At 61.6% G+C, this 13,940-nt stretch carries 15 protein-coding genes; 5 read left to right on the top strand and 10 right to left on the bottom strand.

Annotated features, from left to right (window positions below):
• Nucleotides 1-137: 137 nt before the first annotated feature.
• Nucleotides 138-653: a 3-hydroxyacyl-[acyl-carrier-protein] dehydratase FabA gene (gene fabA / locus KI242_RS09055; RefSeq protein WP_011060067.1), complete on the top strand. Its 516-nt coding sequence runs from the start codon at nucleotides 138-140 to the stop codon at nucleotides 651-653.
• Between the two features lie 11 nt (nucleotides 654-664).
• Complete coding sequence (gene fabB / locus KI242_RS09050; RefSeq protein ID WP_011060066.1) at nucleotides 665-1,885, top strand: beta-ketoacyl-ACP synthase I; 1,221 nt, start codon at nucleotides 665-667, stop codon at nucleotides 1,883-1,885.
• Between the two features lie 67 nt (nucleotides 1,886-1,952).
• Here fabB and KI242_RS09045 read toward each other — a convergent pair whose 3' ends face one another.
• The 3 genes from KI242_RS09045 to KI242_RS09035 form a co-directional block, all read right to left on the bottom strand.
• Complete coding sequence (locus KI242_RS09045) at nucleotides 1,953-3,578, bottom strand: methyl-accepting chemotaxis protein (RefSeq protein WP_212806063.1); 1,626 nt, start codon at nucleotides 3,576-3,578, stop codon at nucleotides 1,953-1,955.
• Between the two features lie 139 nt (nucleotides 3,579-3,717).
• Nucleotides 3,718-4,182, bottom strand: a complete 465-nt coding sequence (locus KI242_RS09040; protein WP_015634675.1) for a DUF3859 domain-containing protein — start codon at nucleotides 4,180-4,182, stop codon at nucleotides 3,718-3,720.
• Between the two features lie 72 nt (nucleotides 4,183-4,254).
• Nucleotides 4,255-5,289 carry an amidohydrolase family protein gene (locus tag KI242_RS09035; protein WP_077933600.1) on the bottom strand — a complete coding sequence of 345 codons (1,035 nt, stop codon included), beginning with the start codon at nucleotides 5,287-5,289 and terminating at the stop codon, nucleotides 4,255-4,257.
• 131 nt (nucleotides 5,290-5,420) lie between these two features.
• Between KI242_RS09035 and KI242_RS09030 the strand changes: the two genes are divergently transcribed.
• Together KI242_RS09030 and KI242_RS09025 are read left to right on the top strand one after the other, a co-directional pair.
• On the top strand, nucleotides 5,421-5,837 hold the full coding sequence (locus tag KI242_RS09030) for an OsmC family protein (protein WP_011060062.1): 417 nt from the start codon (nucleotides 5,421-5,423) through the stop codon (nucleotides 5,835-5,837).
• Between the two features lie 62 nt (nucleotides 5,838-5,899).
• Nucleotides 5,900-6,772, top strand: a complete 873-nt coding sequence (locus tag KI242_RS09025) for a pirin family protein (protein WP_015634673.1) — start codon at nucleotides 5,900-5,902, stop codon at nucleotides 6,770-6,772.
• 103 nt (nucleotides 6,773-6,875) lie between these two features.
• Here KI242_RS09025 and KI242_RS09020 read toward each other — a convergent pair whose 3' ends face one another.
• The 4 genes from KI242_RS09020 to KI242_RS09005 form a co-directional block, all read right to left on the bottom strand.
• The gene (locus KI242_RS09020; protein ID WP_015634672.1) at nucleotides 6,876-7,604 is read right to left on the bottom strand and encodes a dienelactone hydrolase family protein; all 729 of its coding nucleotides are present in this window, start codon (nucleotides 7,602-7,604) and stop codon (nucleotides 6,876-6,878) included.
• 71 nt (nucleotides 7,605-7,675) lie between these two features.
• On the bottom strand, nucleotides 7,676-9,580 hold the full coding sequence (htpG, locus tag KI242_RS09015; RefSeq protein ID WP_011060059.1) for a molecular chaperone HtpG: 1,905 nt from the start codon (nucleotides 9,578-9,580) through the stop codon (nucleotides 7,676-7,678).
• A 90-nt stretch (nucleotides 9,581-9,670) separates the two neighbouring features.
• Nucleotides 9,671-10,123: a PaaI family thioesterase gene (locus KI242_RS09010; protein ID WP_015634670.1), complete on the bottom strand. Its 453-nt coding sequence runs from the start codon at nucleotides 10,121-10,123 to the stop codon at nucleotides 9,671-9,673.
• Nucleotides 10,120-10,596 (bottom strand): PaaI family thioesterase, encoded by a 477-nt coding sequence (locus KI242_RS09005; protein WP_015634669.1) that lies wholly within the window; start codon nucleotides 10,594-10,596, stop codon nucleotides 10,120-10,122. The genes KI242_RS09010 and KI242_RS09005 overlap by 4 nt, the downstream gene beginning before the upstream one ends.
• A gap of 158 nt (nucleotides 10,597-10,754) precedes the next feature.
• On the opposite strand from KI242_RS09005, the gene KI242_RS09000 reads away from it, so the two are divergent.
• Complete coding sequence (locus tag KI242_RS09000) at nucleotides 10,755-11,006, top strand: hypothetical protein (RefSeq protein ID WP_011060058.1); 252 nt, start codon at nucleotides 10,755-10,757, stop codon at nucleotides 11,004-11,006.
• A gap of 117 nt (nucleotides 11,007-11,123) precedes the next feature.
• Here KI242_RS09000 and KI242_RS08995 read toward each other — a convergent pair whose 3' ends face one another.
• From KI242_RS08995 to brnQ, 3 genes are all read right to left on the bottom strand, one after another.
• Nucleotides 11,124-11,597 carry a hypothetical protein gene (locus tag KI242_RS08995; protein ID WP_053149797.1) on the bottom strand — a complete coding sequence of 158 codons (474 nt, stop codon included), beginning with the start codon at nucleotides 11,595-11,597 and terminating at the stop codon, nucleotides 11,124-11,126.
• Nucleotides 11,598-11,640: 43 nt separating this feature from the next.
• On the bottom strand, nucleotides 11,641-12,378 hold the full coding sequence (locus KI242_RS08990; protein WP_011060056.1) for a DUF599 family protein: 738 nt from the start codon (nucleotides 12,376-12,378) through the stop codon (nucleotides 11,641-11,643).
• A gap of 176 nt (nucleotides 12,379-12,554) precedes the next feature.
• The gene (brnQ, locus tag KI242_RS08985) at nucleotides 12,555-13,868 is read right to left on the bottom strand and encodes a branched-chain amino acid transport system II carrier protein (RefSeq protein ID WP_011060055.1); all 1,314 of its coding nucleotides are present in this window, start codon (nucleotides 13,866-13,868) and stop codon (nucleotides 12,555-12,557) included.
• Nucleotides 13,869-13,940: the final 72 nt, after the last annotated feature.

The following is a 13,940-nucleotide window of genomic DNA, read 5'->3' as shown; positions in this document are numbered from 1 at the left end:
ACATTCATGCCCTTTGCGCTGTGACTTTCACTACAACGCAATAGTCTATGAGTAGGCTGCCGGCTCGAGGCATGAACGCTTCGATCGGCCGGGAAGATTTGCCCAACCCTGCCGCACGGGACTATTGAGGAGCTCGCATGACCAAACAAAACGCCTTTACTCGGGAAGACCTGCTGCGCTGCAGTCGCGGTGAGCTGTTCGGCCCAGGTAACGCGCAACTGCCCGCCCCCAACATGCTGATGGTGGATCGCATCACCCATATCAGCGAAGAGGGTGGCAAGTACGGTAAAGGTGAGTTGGTCGCTGAGCTGGATATCACTCCAGACCTGTGGTTCTTCGCTTGCCACTTCGAAGGCGACCCGGTGATGCCAGGCTGCCTGGGCCTGGATGCCATGTGGCAACTGGTGGGCTTCTTCCTCGGCTGGCAGGGCTTGCCGGGCCGCGGTCGCGCCCTGGGTTCGGGGGAAGTGAAATTCTTCGGCCAGGTCCTGCCGACCGCCAAGAAAGTCACCTATAACATTCACATCAAGCGCGTGCTCAAGGGCAAGCTGAACATGGCCATCGCCGATGGTTCGGTCAGCGTTGACGGCCGCGAAATCTATACCGCCGAAGGCCTCCGGGTCGGCGTGTTTACTTCAACTGACAACTTCTAAGGGTTATCCGCATGCGCCGCGTCGTTATCACAGGTCTTGGCATTGTTTCGTGCCTGGGCAATGACAAAGAGACCGTCTCCGCTAACCTGCGTGCAAGTCGCCCTGGCATCCGCTTCAACCCGGAATATGCCGAAATGGGTCTGCGTAGCCAGGTTTCCGGCTCCATTGACCTGAACCTCGAAGAGCTGATCGACCGCAAGATCTATCGCTTCGTCGGCCACGCGGCGGCTTACGCCTACCTGGCCATGAAAGACGCCATCGCCGACTCCGGCCTGAGCGAAGAACAAGTGTCCAACCCGCGCACCGGCCTGATCGCCGGCTCCGGCGGCGCCTCGACCCTGAACCAGATGGAAGCGCTGGACATCCTGCGCGAGAAAGGCGTCAAGCGCGTTGGCCCATACCGCGTTACGCGGACCATGAGCAGCACCGTTTCCGCCTGCCTGGCCACCCCGTTCAAGATCAAGGGCCTGAACTACTCCATCGCTTCTGCCTGCGCCACCAGTGCTCACTGCATCGGTACCGCCATGGAACAGATCCAGATGGGCAAGCAGGACATCGTCTTCGCCGGTGGCGGTGAAGAAGAGCATTGGACCCAGTCGTTCCTGTTCGACGCCATGGGTGCCCTGTCCACCCAGTACAACGAAACCCCGGAAAAGGCCTCCCGCGCCTACGACGCCAAGCGTGACGGTTTCGTCATCGCCGGCGGTGGCGGCATGGTGGTGGTCGAGGAGCTGGAACACGCTCTGGCCCGTGGCGCCAAGATCTACGCGGAAATCGTCGGCTACGGCGCCACTTCCGATGGCTACGACATGGTGGCTCCAAGCGGCGAAGGTGCAATCCGCTGCATGGAAATGGCCATGTCCACCGTCGACACCCCTATCGACTACCTGAACACCCACGGCACTTCGACCCCGGTCGGCGACGTCGCGGAAATGAAGGGCGTGCGTGAAGTGTTCGGCGACAAGGCCCCGGCCATCAGCTCCACCAAGAGCCTGTCGGGTCACTCCCTGGGCGCTGCCGGCGTTCACGAAGCGATCTACTGCATGCTGATGATGGAAGGCAACTTCATGGCCGGTTCGGCCAACATCGACGAGCTGGATCCGGAAGTGGCCGATATGCCGATCCTGACCAAGACCCGCGAAGACGCCACCATCAACACCGTGATGAGCAACAGCTTCGGCTTCGGTGGCACCAACGCCACCCTGGTCCTGAAGCGCTGGCAGGGCAAGTAAGCCCCACCGCTTCGCCGAATGAAAAAGCCCCGACCGGTTCGGGGCTTTTTTTCGCCTGCCAGAAGGCTCAGACCGAGAAACGCGCCACCATGCTGTTCAGGTCCACCGCCAGGCGCGACAACTCCTGGCTGGCCGCACTGGTCTGATTGGCCCCGGCGGAGGTCTGCAAGGCCAGGTCGCGGATGTTCATCAGGTTGCGGTCCACCTCCCGCGCCACTGCCGCCTGCTGCTCCGAGGCGCTGGCAATGACGATGTTGCGCTCATTGATCTGGGTGAAGGCCGATGCGATTTCCTCCAGCGCCTGTCCTGCCGCCTTGGCCACCTCCAGGGTCGAATGGGCGCGGTTGTTGCTCTGCTGCATGGAACTGACGGCCTGGTCGGTGCCCTGCTGGATACCGCCGATCATCTGCTCGATTTCCTGGGTCGACTGCTGGGTCCGATGAGCCAGGGCCCGGACTTCATCGGCCACCACTGCGAACCCGCGTCCCGCATCCCCGGCCCGTGCCGCCTCGATGGCCGCGTTCAACGCCAGCAGGTTGGTCTGCTCGGCAATGGAACGGATCACCTCCAGTACCTTGCTGATGCCATAGACCTTCTGCGCCAGATCCTCCACCTGGCTGGCATTGGCCGTCACGTCCTGCGCCAGCGACTCAATCGAGAGCACCGTCTGGTGCACCTGCTCGCGCCCGTGCTGGGCGATGCGGTCGGACTCCCGCGAGGCCTCGGACGTGGCCACTGCGTTACTGGCCACCTCCTCCACCGCTGCGGTCATCTGGTTTACCGCCGTGGCCGCCTGTTCGATCTCCAGGCTCTGCTGATGCAGGCCACGGGTCGCATCCTCGGTGACACAACTGAGCTCTTCCGAGGCCGAGGCCAGCTGGCTGGATGAATCGGAGATGCGCCGGATGGTTTCCCGCAGGCTGTGCTGCATGGCCTTGAGCGCGTGCAGCAGCCGCGCCGGCTCGTCCCTGCCGGTCACCGTGATAGTGCCGGTCAGATCGCCGCCGGCCACCACTTCGGCCACATTCAACGACTGCGCCAGAGGCAGGACGATACTGCGGGTCAACAACAGGGCCAGGCCGATGGTAACCAGCGCCGCCAGGGCAATCATGCCGATCACCCATACCCGCGACTTGCTGAACACCGCCTGGGCCAGATCGGTGGCATGGGTCGCGCTTTGCTTGTTCAGCTCCACCAGCTCGTGCAGGGTCGCGGCCATCTCATCGGCCAGCTGGTTCATTTCGCCATTGACCACCTTGACCGCTTCCTCCAGCTGGTTCTGGCTGGAGAGCTGCATGACCCGTTCCTGGCGTTGCAGGTACTGTTTTTCGATGGTCTTGAAACGATCGAACAGGACCCGCTCCTGGGGCAGGAGGATCAAGGATTCGTAGCGGCTCTGGGCAACCCCCAGGACACTCTTGATCTCGTTGATCTTGATTTCGTTCTGGGTGATCGCCTGCGGGTCGCGATTGATCAACAGTCGCAGGGTCAGGGCGCGAATGCGCAGCAGGTCCTGGTTCATTTCCCCTACGGACATCACGCTGGGCAGCCAATTGCTTTCCACTTCATCGGACTGCTGGCGCATATTGCCCATCTGCATCAAGGCGAATGCCCCCAGGGCAAACACCATCAACGCCAGCAAGCCGAAACCCAGGCTCGCCCGTAACGCAATGTTCAGACTTCTAAGACTCATTCCTCTGGCTCCTTCCTAGAGCGCTGCAAGAACTTGCAGCAGGGTGCTCTTAGACGGTATCGGGCCATTGGAAAATTGCGTAAGACAAAAACGTGATATCAAAACGCCCTAGCACTCCAATACTTGGGCGTAAAACGATTCAGCGCACAGAAAATCGCTGTTCTGCCAACAATCGGTCGCCCTGGAAGACCATGAAACGCCACTCGCCCGGGACCACCTCATGGCTTTCGGTGAACTCATAGGCCATCACATCCTGGGGAGCGTTAGGCACCAGTTTCTGAGTGATTTCGAACTTGTCATGGCGTACCCCGTCCGGCGTACGGATGCCCGGCGTCAGGTAAAGAAGAGTCAGGGGCTGATCTTCGGCCACCTTGCCCAGCAACTGGTAACGCATGCCGAACTTGGTCCCCAGCCTGGCGGGCACCACAGAAGTCTGCTGGATCTTCTCGTTGCTGCGGCGCAGCACCCGCTCCCCCGATTGCAGCTCGGCCTTGGGACCTTCGAACACGCCGTATTCCACCGGCCCTTCGACACGGACTTCGGCGCTGGCCAGGCCACTGAAGATCATCAGCGCCGCCAGTGCGCTTAAACGAGTGAGGTGCATATCGCGCTCCTTGATTGAGATGGCGCGAGCTTATGAAGCAGGCATGACAGGCTGATGACAGTCTGGCGCCTGCTAGGGACGATGGTTGGCGGGAAGGATGGCGAGGAAATTGTCATGGGCCACCTTGCGTGCCACCTCCTGCGGCAAGGCGTCAAGAAAGCCATCGAACCCCCGCAGCTCGCTCCCCAGCTTGTTGAAGCGCCCGACCACGTCCGAACCCAGCATGAAGCGCTCCGGGAAGCGCTCCACCAGCTGCAGCCAGACCGGGTCGGGGTTGCCCTGCTTATCCAGCAGATAGGGCGTGAGCAGGCTCCAGGACAGGTCGATGTAGAGGTTGGGGTAGCTCTCCAGCAGCCGCGTCAGGGTCGGCAGCAGGAACTCCAGCCGGGTCTGGTGACGATGGATCTCGGCACTGGTGCCGGCATGGGCCCAGATAAAACGCGTATGGGGGTGATTGCGCAGCGGCTCTTCGATTTCCGCCAGGTACAGCGGATTGCGCTCGCGCTTGGAGGTGATGTTGGAGTGCAGCATGACCGGCAGGTCGTTCTCGGCCGCCAGGTGATAGACCTTGGTCATCGCCTCGTTATTGGCCCGCGGCGTGTCGCCGGCGGTCAGCGCGGTGAGATCGTCGTGCCGGGTGAAGACCTCGCCGATGCCCTGCCACAGCCCCGGGTCGAGATCGAGCATGCGCTGGATATGCGCCGCGGAGTTCTTGTCGTTGGGGTTGAACCCCGAAAGGAACGGATGAAAGCGCCGGCGCTGCTCGGCCGGCAGCTTTTTCACCGCGGCGGCCACCAGCACGTCGGTGGCGCTGTACCAGTAGGCCGCGGCATCGTCCCCGGCGTAGTAGCGCGGGCGCTTGGGCTCATCCTCGTGCCATTTCTTGGCCACCGGAATCCCGGCAATCATCACCTGCTCGATGCGGTTGTCATCCATGGCCTTGAGCAAGGCTTCCATGCCCGCGGTTTCCTGGAAGAAGTCCACGTAATGCAGGTGCGCGTCGCTGTACACATAGTCACGCGCCTGGGCCACCGCCAGCGGCAGCATCAGCAGCGCCCACAAACAGCTTGCTTGAACAGGGTTCCAGTGCACCGCGCCGCCTCCCATGGATCGAAGCAGGGTAGACCGCGACGCCGAGCCGCAGGTTCAGAAAAAGGGGAACGCCCGCGCTTCGATATGCTCTATAACTTCAGCACCCTTACAGCCTGATCCTTATTCATCACTGCCTGAGGTTTGCCATGACCATCACCGTCAATACCGAGTCCAGCGAAGGTTTCCGCCACAGCATCCAGGTCGACGACCACCAGTTGTTCACCGACCTGCCCAAGTCCGCCGGTGGCGAAGGCACCGCACCCGAGCCCCATGACTACTTCGATGCCGCCCTGGGCGCCTGCAAGGCCCTGACCCTCAAGCTCTACGCGCAGAAGAAGAACATCCCGCTGACCGGGGTCACCGTGGAGATCAAGCACGACAACAGCGAAGAGCAGAAAGGCAAGTACGCCCTGCATGTGAAACTGACCCTCAAGGGCGTGCTCACCGACGCCCAGCGTGATGAGCTGCACCGGGTGGCCGACCGTTGCCCGATCCACAAGCTGATGACCACCAGCGAAGTCAGCATCGAGACCCACCTCTCCGAAGGTGCCTTCAGCCAGTAGCGGCAAGGCTGGCACAAGCGGGTTATGCTCCCGGGCATAACCCGATCAGCCTGGAATCCGCCATGAACTCCCCCCTCGTGATCCGTCCCCGTGCCGAGGACGTTGAAGGCCAACCCATCCTGCGCCCCCTGCCTTCGGCCCAGTGCCGCAGTGTCGGGCCTTTCGTGTTCTTCGACCACATGCTGGAAACCCGCTACCCGCCGGGCAAAGGCATGAATATCCGCCAGCATCCGCATATCGGCCTCTCCACCCTGACCTACCTGTTCGCCGGGCAGATCCAGCACAAGGACAGCCTGGGCTCCGACCAGATCGTGGGCGCCGGGGACGTCAGCTGGATGACCGCCGGCAGCGCCATCGCCCATGTCGAGCGCACGCCAGCACTCTTGCAGGCCCAGGGGTTTGCCATGCACGGCCTGCAGGTCTGGCTGGCCTCGCCCAAAGAACAGGAGCAGGGCCCGGGGCACTACAGCCATCACCCGGCCAACAGCCTGCCGGTGAGCGACAACCTGGGGGTGAGCATTCGGATGATTGCCGGCAGCGGTTTCTGCCTGCAGTCGCCGGTGCCGGTGCTCTCCCCCACCCTGTATGCCGAGCTGCGGCTGCAGACCGCCACCAGCCTGCTGATTCCCACCGAGCATCAACAGCGTGCGCTGTATGTACTGGAGGGCGAGGCACAACTGGACGGCGAGCCATTACCCGTGCACTCGCTGGTGGTATTGCCAGAGGGGGAGAACGCCACGCTGTTCGCCGAGAGCGATTGCCATGCGGTGCTGATCGGCGGCGCCGCCCTGGACGGCCCGCGGCGGATCAACTGGAACTTCGTCGCCAGCGATCCACTGTTGATCGATGAAGCTCGCAGACGCTGGGCCGCCGGGGACTGGCCGCAGGTGCCGGGAGAAAGCGAGCGCATCGAATTGCCACCCGCCCGCCACTGATCGGTAGGGACCGGTTTGCCGGCGAACAGGCCCGTGAATCTGGCGTTGCTCTCACTGACGCCTTCGCTGGCAAGCCAGCTCCTACGGGATCAGGGTCGGTGGGTCAGCCGCTAAAGACTTCGTCCAGCAGGTAATGCATGGTGGCGAAGGCCCGGGCCGAGGTCTTGGCGTCGTACATCATCTTGCCCGGCAGGTTGGCGTGGGTGTCGGTGAAGGAATGCACCGCGCCACCGTAGCTGACCAGTTGCCAGTCCACTCCCGCGGCGTCCATTTCCGCTTCGAAGGCCGGCAGTTGCTCCTTGGCCACGAACGGGTCCGCCGCGCCGTGCAGTACCAGTACCGAGCCCTTGATGTTGTTGGCATCGGCAGGGTTGGGGGTGTCCAGGGTGCCGTGGAACGACACCGCCGCCTTCACCGGCGCGCCACTGCGGGCCAGTTCCAGGGCGCAGCAGCCGCCAAAGCAGAAGCCGAAGGTGGCCAGCCTGGAGGTGTCCACCGCGGCTTCGCCCTGGCTCTGCAAGGCCGCAAAGGCCGCCTGCATGCGCTTGCGCAACAACGCCCGATCATCCTTGAGCGGCATCATCGCGGCACCGGCCTGGCTCGCATCGCCGGGGCGCAGCGACTGGCCATACAGATCGGCGATCAGCACCACATAACCCTTGGCCGCCACCGCCTCGGCGATCTTCTCCGCGCCGGCGCTGACACCCATCCAGTTCGGCGCCATCAGCAACCCCGGACGCGCAGCTTTATGGGCGGCATCGAAGGCCAGGCGGCCTTCATAGGGCTGGCCATCGATCTGATAGACCACGGAACGCACTGTGATTTGACTCATGACTCAGCTTCTCCAGTAGGGGGACACCAGAATGAAAAAACCCGCCGAAGCGGGTTTTTCTTGCAACGTGGTTAAACCGACAGCTCCACCAGCAGCTTGTTCAGCCGGCGCACATAGGCCGCCGGATCCTTCAAGCTGTCACCGGCCGCCAGGGCCGCCTGATCGAAGAGAATGTGCGACAGGTCGCCAAAGCGCTCTTCGCTCTGCTCGCCGTCGAGTTTCTCGATCAGCGGGTGAGTCGGGTTGAACTCGAAGATCGGCTTGGAATCCGGAACCTTCTGCCCGCTGGCTTCAAGGATCTGACGCATTTGCAGCCCCAGGTCCTGCTCGCCAATGGCCAGGATCGCCGGCGAGTCGGTCAGGCGGTGGGAGACCCGCACTTCGCTGACGCTCTCGCCCAGGGCGGTCTTGATCCGCTCAACCAGGCCTTCCTTGGTCTTGGCGACTTCCTCGGCAGCCTTCTTGTCCTCTTCGGAGTCGAGGTTGCCCAGGTCCAGGTCGCCGCGCGCCACGTCGACAAAGCTCTTGCCGTCGAACTCGTTGAGGTAGCTCATCAGCCACTCGTCGATACGGTCGGTGAGCAGCAGCACTTCGATGCCTTTCTTGCGGAAGACTTCCAGGTGCGGGCTGTTCTTCACCTGGGCGTAGGATTCGCCGGTGAGGAAGTAGATCTTGTCCTGGCCTTCCTTGGCGCGAGCCAGGTAGTCGGCCAAGGAGACATTCTGCTCGCCGTCGTCGCCCTGGGTGGAGGCGAAGCGCAGCAGGCCGGCGATCTTCTCCTTGTTGGCGAAGTCCTCGGCCGGGCCTTCCTTCATCACCTGGCCGAAGTTCTTCCAGAAGCCCTTGTATTGCTCGGGTTCGTTCTTCGCCAGTTTCTCCAGCATGTCGAGGACACGCTTGGTCAGCGCCGACTTCATCGAGTCGATGATCGGGTCTTTCTGCAGGATTTCCCGCGAGACGTTCAGCGACAGGTCGTTGGAATCCACCACACCCTTGATGAAGCGCAGGTACAGCGGCAGGAACGACTCGGCCTGATCCATGACGAACACGCGCTGCACGTAGAGCTTGAGGCCCTTGGGCGCTTCACGCTGGTACAGGTCGAACGGCGCGCGAGCCGGTACGTAGAGCAGCGAGCTGTACTCCAGCTTGCCTTCGACCTTGTTGTGGCTCCAGCTCAGCGGGTTCTCGAAGTCATGGGCGATGTGCTTGTAGAACTCCTGGTATTCCTCGTCCTTGATCTCGGTACGCGGGCGGGTCCACAGGGCACTGGCGCGGTTGACGGTTTCCCACTCCAGCGCAGGTTTCTCTTCGCCTTCAGCGGCAGCGGCTTCTTTGGGCAGCTCGATCGGCAGCGCGATGTGGTCGGAATACTTCTTGATGATGTTGCGCAGGCGCCAGCCATCGGCGAACTCGTCTTCACCGGACTTCAGGTGCAGAACGATGCGGGTACCGCGCTCGGCCTTGTCGATGGTCGCAACTTCGAACTCGCCTTCGCCCTTGGACGACCAGTGCACGCCTTCGCTGGCGGGCAGACCGGCACGGCGGCTGAACACTTCAACCTGGTCGGCCACGATAAAGGCGGAGTAGAAACCCACGCCGAACTGACCGATCAGGTGCGAGTCCTTCTTCTGGTCGCCGGTGAGGTTCTTCATGAAATCGGCAGTGCCGGACTTGGCGATGGTCCCCAGGTGGGTGATCACATCTTCTCGGCTCATGCCGATACCGTTGTCTTCGAGGGTGACGGTTTTCGCGTCCTTGTCGAAGCTCACACGGATTTTCAGTTCGGCGCCACCTTCCAGCAACTCGGGCTTGGACAGGGCTTCGAAGCGCAATTTGTCGACGGCGTCAGAGGCGTTCGAGATCAATTCGCGAAGGAAGATTTCCTTGTTGGAATACAGCGAATGGATCATGAGGTGCAGCAGTTGCTTCACCTCGGTCTGGAAGCCCAGGGTTTCCTTTTGAGTTTCCACACTCATGGTCATCAAACTCCAATCAGATGGCATTGGCCGCGTTCCGGGAGCGGAGGGCGGCGGGATGACATGAAAGTGGGGGTCGCTCGCTGGATTTCAAGGGCCGGTGCTCTCTTCGATCTTGAAATGTGCGCGAGCGGTGGCAATCGACTCCTCGGCAGTGCTCTGCCAGGCGGTGATGGCGACATTGGCCACCCTTCTGCCCTGCCGGCATACCTGGCAGCGGGCAAAGGTGTCGCGAAACTGCCCGGCGCGCAGGTAGTCGAGGGAAAAGTCGATGATTTTCGGCACCCCGGGCGAGCCGGTGAGAATCAGCAAATGCAAGGCGGCCGCCAGTTCCATGAAACCGGCGATCACTCCACCGTGCAGGGCTGGAAGCAGAGGGTTGCCGATATTGTCCTTGTTGGCCGGCAGGCGAAACAGCAGTTCATCTCCCAGTTGCGTGCACTCGATGCCAATCAGCTTCGCGTAGGGGATCTGCTCCAGCAACGCGGTGTAATCGCCCTGCTGGCGAGCCTGCTCCAGGAGTGCTCGAAGGTCCGTGCTCATGCCCGCTCCCCCTTGATTGAGCTGGCCAGCCCGCGGCTGCCCTTGAGCCCCCGGCCCATGCGCATGAAAGTGCCGACTACATGAGCCACGGGACGCTCGGGATCATCCTGATAGGCAAAGCCGCGGGTAAAGATCACATCGGTGGTGACCCGGTAACACTGGGCAAAGCCGTGCACGTCATGATGAGGGACCGCCGGATGCATATAGTCTATGCGCAGGTCCAGGGTCGGACACACTTCGAACTCCGGCAGCACGCAAAGCGTGGCCATGCCACAGGCGCTGTCCATCAGCGTGGTCAGGGCACCGCCGTGAATGATCCCGGTTTGCGGGTCGCCGACAATCTGCGGACTGTAGGGCAAGGTCAGGGTCAGGCCCTCTTCAGAGGCGCTATGTACCCGGATGCCCAGCACCTGGCAGTGGCGCAAGGCGGAAAGAAAGCGCGCCGCACGCTCAGAAATAGGGTTTTGCGCCATGGGATTTATCTCTTTTTATTGTCGGGAATGTGCGTTGAATGAAGCAGGCAAAAGTTCCATGAAATGACTACTTAATATATCTGTGAGTCTCAAGGAACTTAAATCACAAGGCCATGATCGAAAGGCCAGTAGATATCTTCACTAAGGAGAAACACCCCATGCGTAAGACTTTAGCTATTGCCCTGATGCTGACCGCTTCCCTCGGTCTGGCTGCCTGCGACAAAAAATCCGAGGACAAAGCTCAAGATGCCAATCAACATGCTGAGCAAGCCCAACAGAAAATGAACGAAGCTCAGGATAAAGTGAACGACGCGGCAAAAGAAAACGCCGAAGCAGCCAAAGATCAGGCTGAATCCAACAAGGCTGCTGCTGAAGAAAGCGCCAAGGAAGCAGCTCCTAAAACCAACTAAGTCGGTTTTAGCGCAACAAAGAACAAAGCCCGCCAAGTGCGGGCTTTTTCTTGCTCGTAAAACAGTCGCTCAATACAACAGTGCTTAGTTGCCGGGCAAGCAACTAAGCGTTGAAGATCAGCCGCCTGCCCCCAGGAACAATTCGTCCTGGCGGGGCTCTGCCTGCAACGGCTGCATTGGCACCGACTCATTGCCCGGGGACTCCAGTGCATAGTGCAAGGGGCTGGAAATGGGCAGCAACCTGATGGGAAAGTCGTAGTGGGCGGTAAAAGGCGCCAGCCATTGGCGGGTCTGGTAATCCGCTGCCGCGATACTCATGAAACAAGGGTGCGGGATGTCCTGCGGCGAACGCCCGGCCAGCAACATGACCCATTCCCAGTCAGTTGCCGCTTCGACCTTGAAGCTCCCGTCATCGGCCGTCAGGAACTGTGCGCCACACAAGGCGCCCTTGGCCCCGGCGATCGGCACGCCGCTCAATGCATCTACCACCCTGCCCCGAGCTTCGCCATTCAGATACAGGGTTTGCGCCCTGCAGCCCGACAACAGGAAGAACCCCAGGCACAAGTACTTCAGGGCACGCGAACTGCTCATTGGCCAACTCCTTTCAACCGTTCAATCGATCAGCCATCAACGCTCAGGCTGCATCTTTGGGGCTATCGACCACAGGTTGTTCTGTCGGTGTATAGACCATGACTTCAAGTACATCGGAGTGGAACTCCCGCCGATACAGGACAAACACCACACCCGCGCTCATCAGCATGAATAACCAGGGGCTGACGAACCAGGCCAGCATGGTCATGCCGAAGTAATAGGAACGCAATCCGAAGTTGAACTGGTTAGCCGCCATGGAAATTACCCGAGCCGCTCGCGATGCAAAAGCCTTGCGCTCCTGCTCGGAAACATGACGCTCGCCGATCATTGGCGCCGACCCCACCAGCACTGCGGCGAAGTTGTACTGGCGCATGCACCAGCTGAAGGTAAAGAAGGCATAGACGAACACCAGCGCCAGGCACAGCAGCTTGATTTCCGACATGCCCTGGGACGCCTGCTGGACCATGGGAATGTCCGCCAATAGCGACACTGCACGCTCCGAGGCGCCCAGCACGGTGAGAATGCCCGCCAGGATGATCAGGGTACTGGAGGCGAAGAACGAGGCATTGCGCTCCAGGTTGCCGATCACGCTGGCATCGGCGATGCGGTTGTCCCGCAGCAGCATGCGGCGCATCCAGTCCTCGCGATACAGGTGCAGGACGCTGGCCAGGCACGCGGTGTCCCTTCCCTTCCAACTGGCGTAGCGGGTATAGCCACCCCAGCAGACGACGAACCACAGGGCGGCCAGTAGGTGGATCAGGTTGGCTTGAACGAACGACATGCAAATTCCTGTAAGGCGTTGGCAGAAGACAAAAGCAAAGGGCACTGCTTCGACGCCCCGCAGGGGAAAAAGACACCGCTGTACGCCCATAAAAAATGCCCCGCATCCATCGATGCGGGGCATTTTTTAGGGGGCTCGGGGGCCGCTTGTGGCGACCCCGGGCCATCAACTTCAGGTCAGGCCAGGGCTTCGCTGCGCTTGCCCAGCAGGCGATCGCAGATCACTGCCACCACCAGCACGATCACCGACGGCACCAGCCACGCCAGGCCCTGCTCGCTCAGCGGCAAGTGCGACAGCTGCGTTGGCATCCAGCCGGCCAGGCCCGCGCCCTTGAGGGCATCGATCAGGCCGAACACGAAGGACACCAGCATCACCGGGCCGACGATACGGCGCTGGTCCTGCCAGAAGTCCTTGCAGAAGCTCAGGGCCACCAGGGCGATGCACGGCGGGTAAATCGCGGTCAGCACCGGGATCGAGAACGCGATCAGCTTGGTCAGGCCCAGGTTCGATACCAGCAGCGAGAACGCCGCGAGGATCACCACCAGCGTCTTGTAGGACAGCGGCAGGACACGGCTGAAGTACTCGGCGCAGGCGCAGGTCAGGCCCACGGCGGTCACCAGGCAGGCCAGGGAGATCAGCACCGCGAGGAAACCGCTGCCCAGGGAACCGAAGGTGTGCTGCACATAGGCGTGCAATACCGCGGCGCCGTTGCTGGCACCGGCGGCCACTTCATGGCTGCCCGAGCCCAGGCGGAACAGGCTGACGTAGACCAGCGCCAGGCCGACCCCGGCGATCAGGCCGGCGATCACGGCATAACGGGTAATGAGCCGAGGCGACTCGACCCCGCGGGAACGGATGGCATTGACGATGACGATGCCGAACACCAGCGCGCCCAGGGTATCCATGGTCAGGTAACCATTGATGAAGCCCTGGGAGAACGGTGCTGCAACGTACTCGGGAGTGGCGGTGCCGATGTCGCCGGCGGGCAAGGCAAAGGCCGCAATGCCCAGCACAGCCAGGGCGATGATCTTCAGCGGCGCCAGGAAGCGTCCGACGGTGTCCAGCAGCCGGCCCGGGTACAGGGAGATGAAGAACACCAGCAGGAAGTACACCGAACTGTAGAGGAACAGGGCCAGCGGGCTTTCGCCGGTCAACGGCGCCAGGCCCACTTCAAAGGACACGGTAGCGGTACGTGGCGTGGCGAACAGCGGGCCTACCGCCAGGTAGCAGACCGCTGCCAGCAGGCCACCGGCCAGCTTGCCGATAGGCGTGCTCAGCGCGTCCATGGCACCGCCGACCTTGGCCAGGGCAACCACGGTGATCACCGGCAGACCGACCGCGGTGATCAGGAAGCCCAGCGCCGCCATCCAGACATGGGGTCCGGACTGCAGGCCGACGATAGGCGGGAAAATGATGTTGCCGGCCCCGACGAACAGGGCAAAAGTCATAAAGCCGAGTGCCAGGATGTCCTGGCCTTTCAACACTTTCATTAAGGAAATACCACACTACTGAATCGGAATTTAGAGAGGGATTTCCCTTATGGGTGAGGGAAATGCTGCCAG

The organism is Pseudomonas sp. Eqa60 (genome assembly GCF_018326405.1).
Classification (GTDB): domain Bacteria; phylum Pseudomonadota; class Gammaproteobacteria; order Pseudomonadales; family Pseudomonadaceae; genus Aquipseudomonas; species Aquipseudomonas protegens.
This window is presented reverse-complemented; position numbering and strand designations above follow the sequence as displayed.

What these genes read in the sequence shown, in the direction of transcription:
- fabA (WP_011060067.1), top strand. Translation starts at nt 138, where the DNA reads ATGACCAAACAAAACGCCTTTACTCGGGAAGACCTGCTGCGCTGCAGT.
- fabB (WP_011060066.1), top strand. Translation starts at nt 665, where the DNA reads ATGCGCCGCGTCGTTATCACAGGTCTTGGCATTGTTTCGTGCCTGGGC.
- KI242_RS09045 (WP_212806063.1), bottom strand. Translation starts at nt 3,578, where the DNA reads ATGAGTCTTAGAAGTCTGAACATTGCGTTACGGGCGAGCCTGGGTTTC.
- KI242_RS09040 (WP_015634675.1), bottom strand. Translation starts at nt 4,182, where the DNA reads ATGCACCTCACTCGTTTAAGCGCACTGGCGGCGCTGATGATCTTCAGT.
- KI242_RS09035 (WP_077933600.1), bottom strand. Translation starts at nt 5,289, where the DNA reads ATGGGAGGCGGCGCGGTGCACTGGAACCCTGTTCAAGCAAGCTGTTTG.
- KI242_RS09030 (WP_011060062.1), top strand. Translation starts at nt 5,421, where the DNA reads ATGACCATCACCGTCAATACCGAGTCCAGCGAAGGTTTCCGCCACAGC.
- KI242_RS09025 (WP_015634673.1), top strand. Translation starts at nt 5,900, where the DNA reads ATGAACTCCCCCCTCGTGATCCGTCCCCGTGCCGAGGACGTTGAAGGC.
- KI242_RS09020 (WP_015634672.1), bottom strand. Translation starts at nt 7,604, where the DNA reads ATGAGTCAAATCACAGTGCGTTCCGTGGTCTATCAGATCGATGGCCAG.
- htpG (WP_011060059.1), bottom strand. Translation starts at nt 9,580, where the DNA reads ATGAGTGTGGAAACTCAAAAGGAAACCCTGGGCTTCCAGACCGAGGTG.
- KI242_RS09010 (WP_015634670.1), bottom strand. Translation starts at nt 10,123, where the DNA reads ATGAGCACGGACCTTCGAGCACTCCTGGAGCAGGCTCGCCAGCAGGGC.
- KI242_RS09005 (WP_015634669.1), bottom strand. Translation starts at nt 10,596, where the DNA reads ATGGCGCAAAACCCTATTTCTGAGCGTGCGGCGCGCTTTCTTTCCGCC.
- KI242_RS09000 (WP_011060058.1), top strand. Translation starts at nt 10,755, where the DNA reads ATGCGTAAGACTTTAGCTATTGCCCTGATGCTGACCGCTTCCCTCGGT.
- KI242_RS08995 (WP_053149797.1), bottom strand. Translation starts at nt 11,597, where the DNA reads ATGAGCAGTTCGCGTGCCCTGAAGTACTTGTGCCTGGGGTTCTTCCTG.
- KI242_RS08990 (WP_011060056.1), bottom strand. Translation starts at nt 12,378, where the DNA reads ATGTCGTTCGTTCAAGCCAACCTGATCCACCTACTGGCCGCCCTGTGG.
- brnQ (WP_011060055.1), bottom strand. Translation starts at nt 13,868, where the DNA reads ATGAAAGTGTTGAAAGGCCAGGACATCCTGGCACTCGGCTTTATGACT.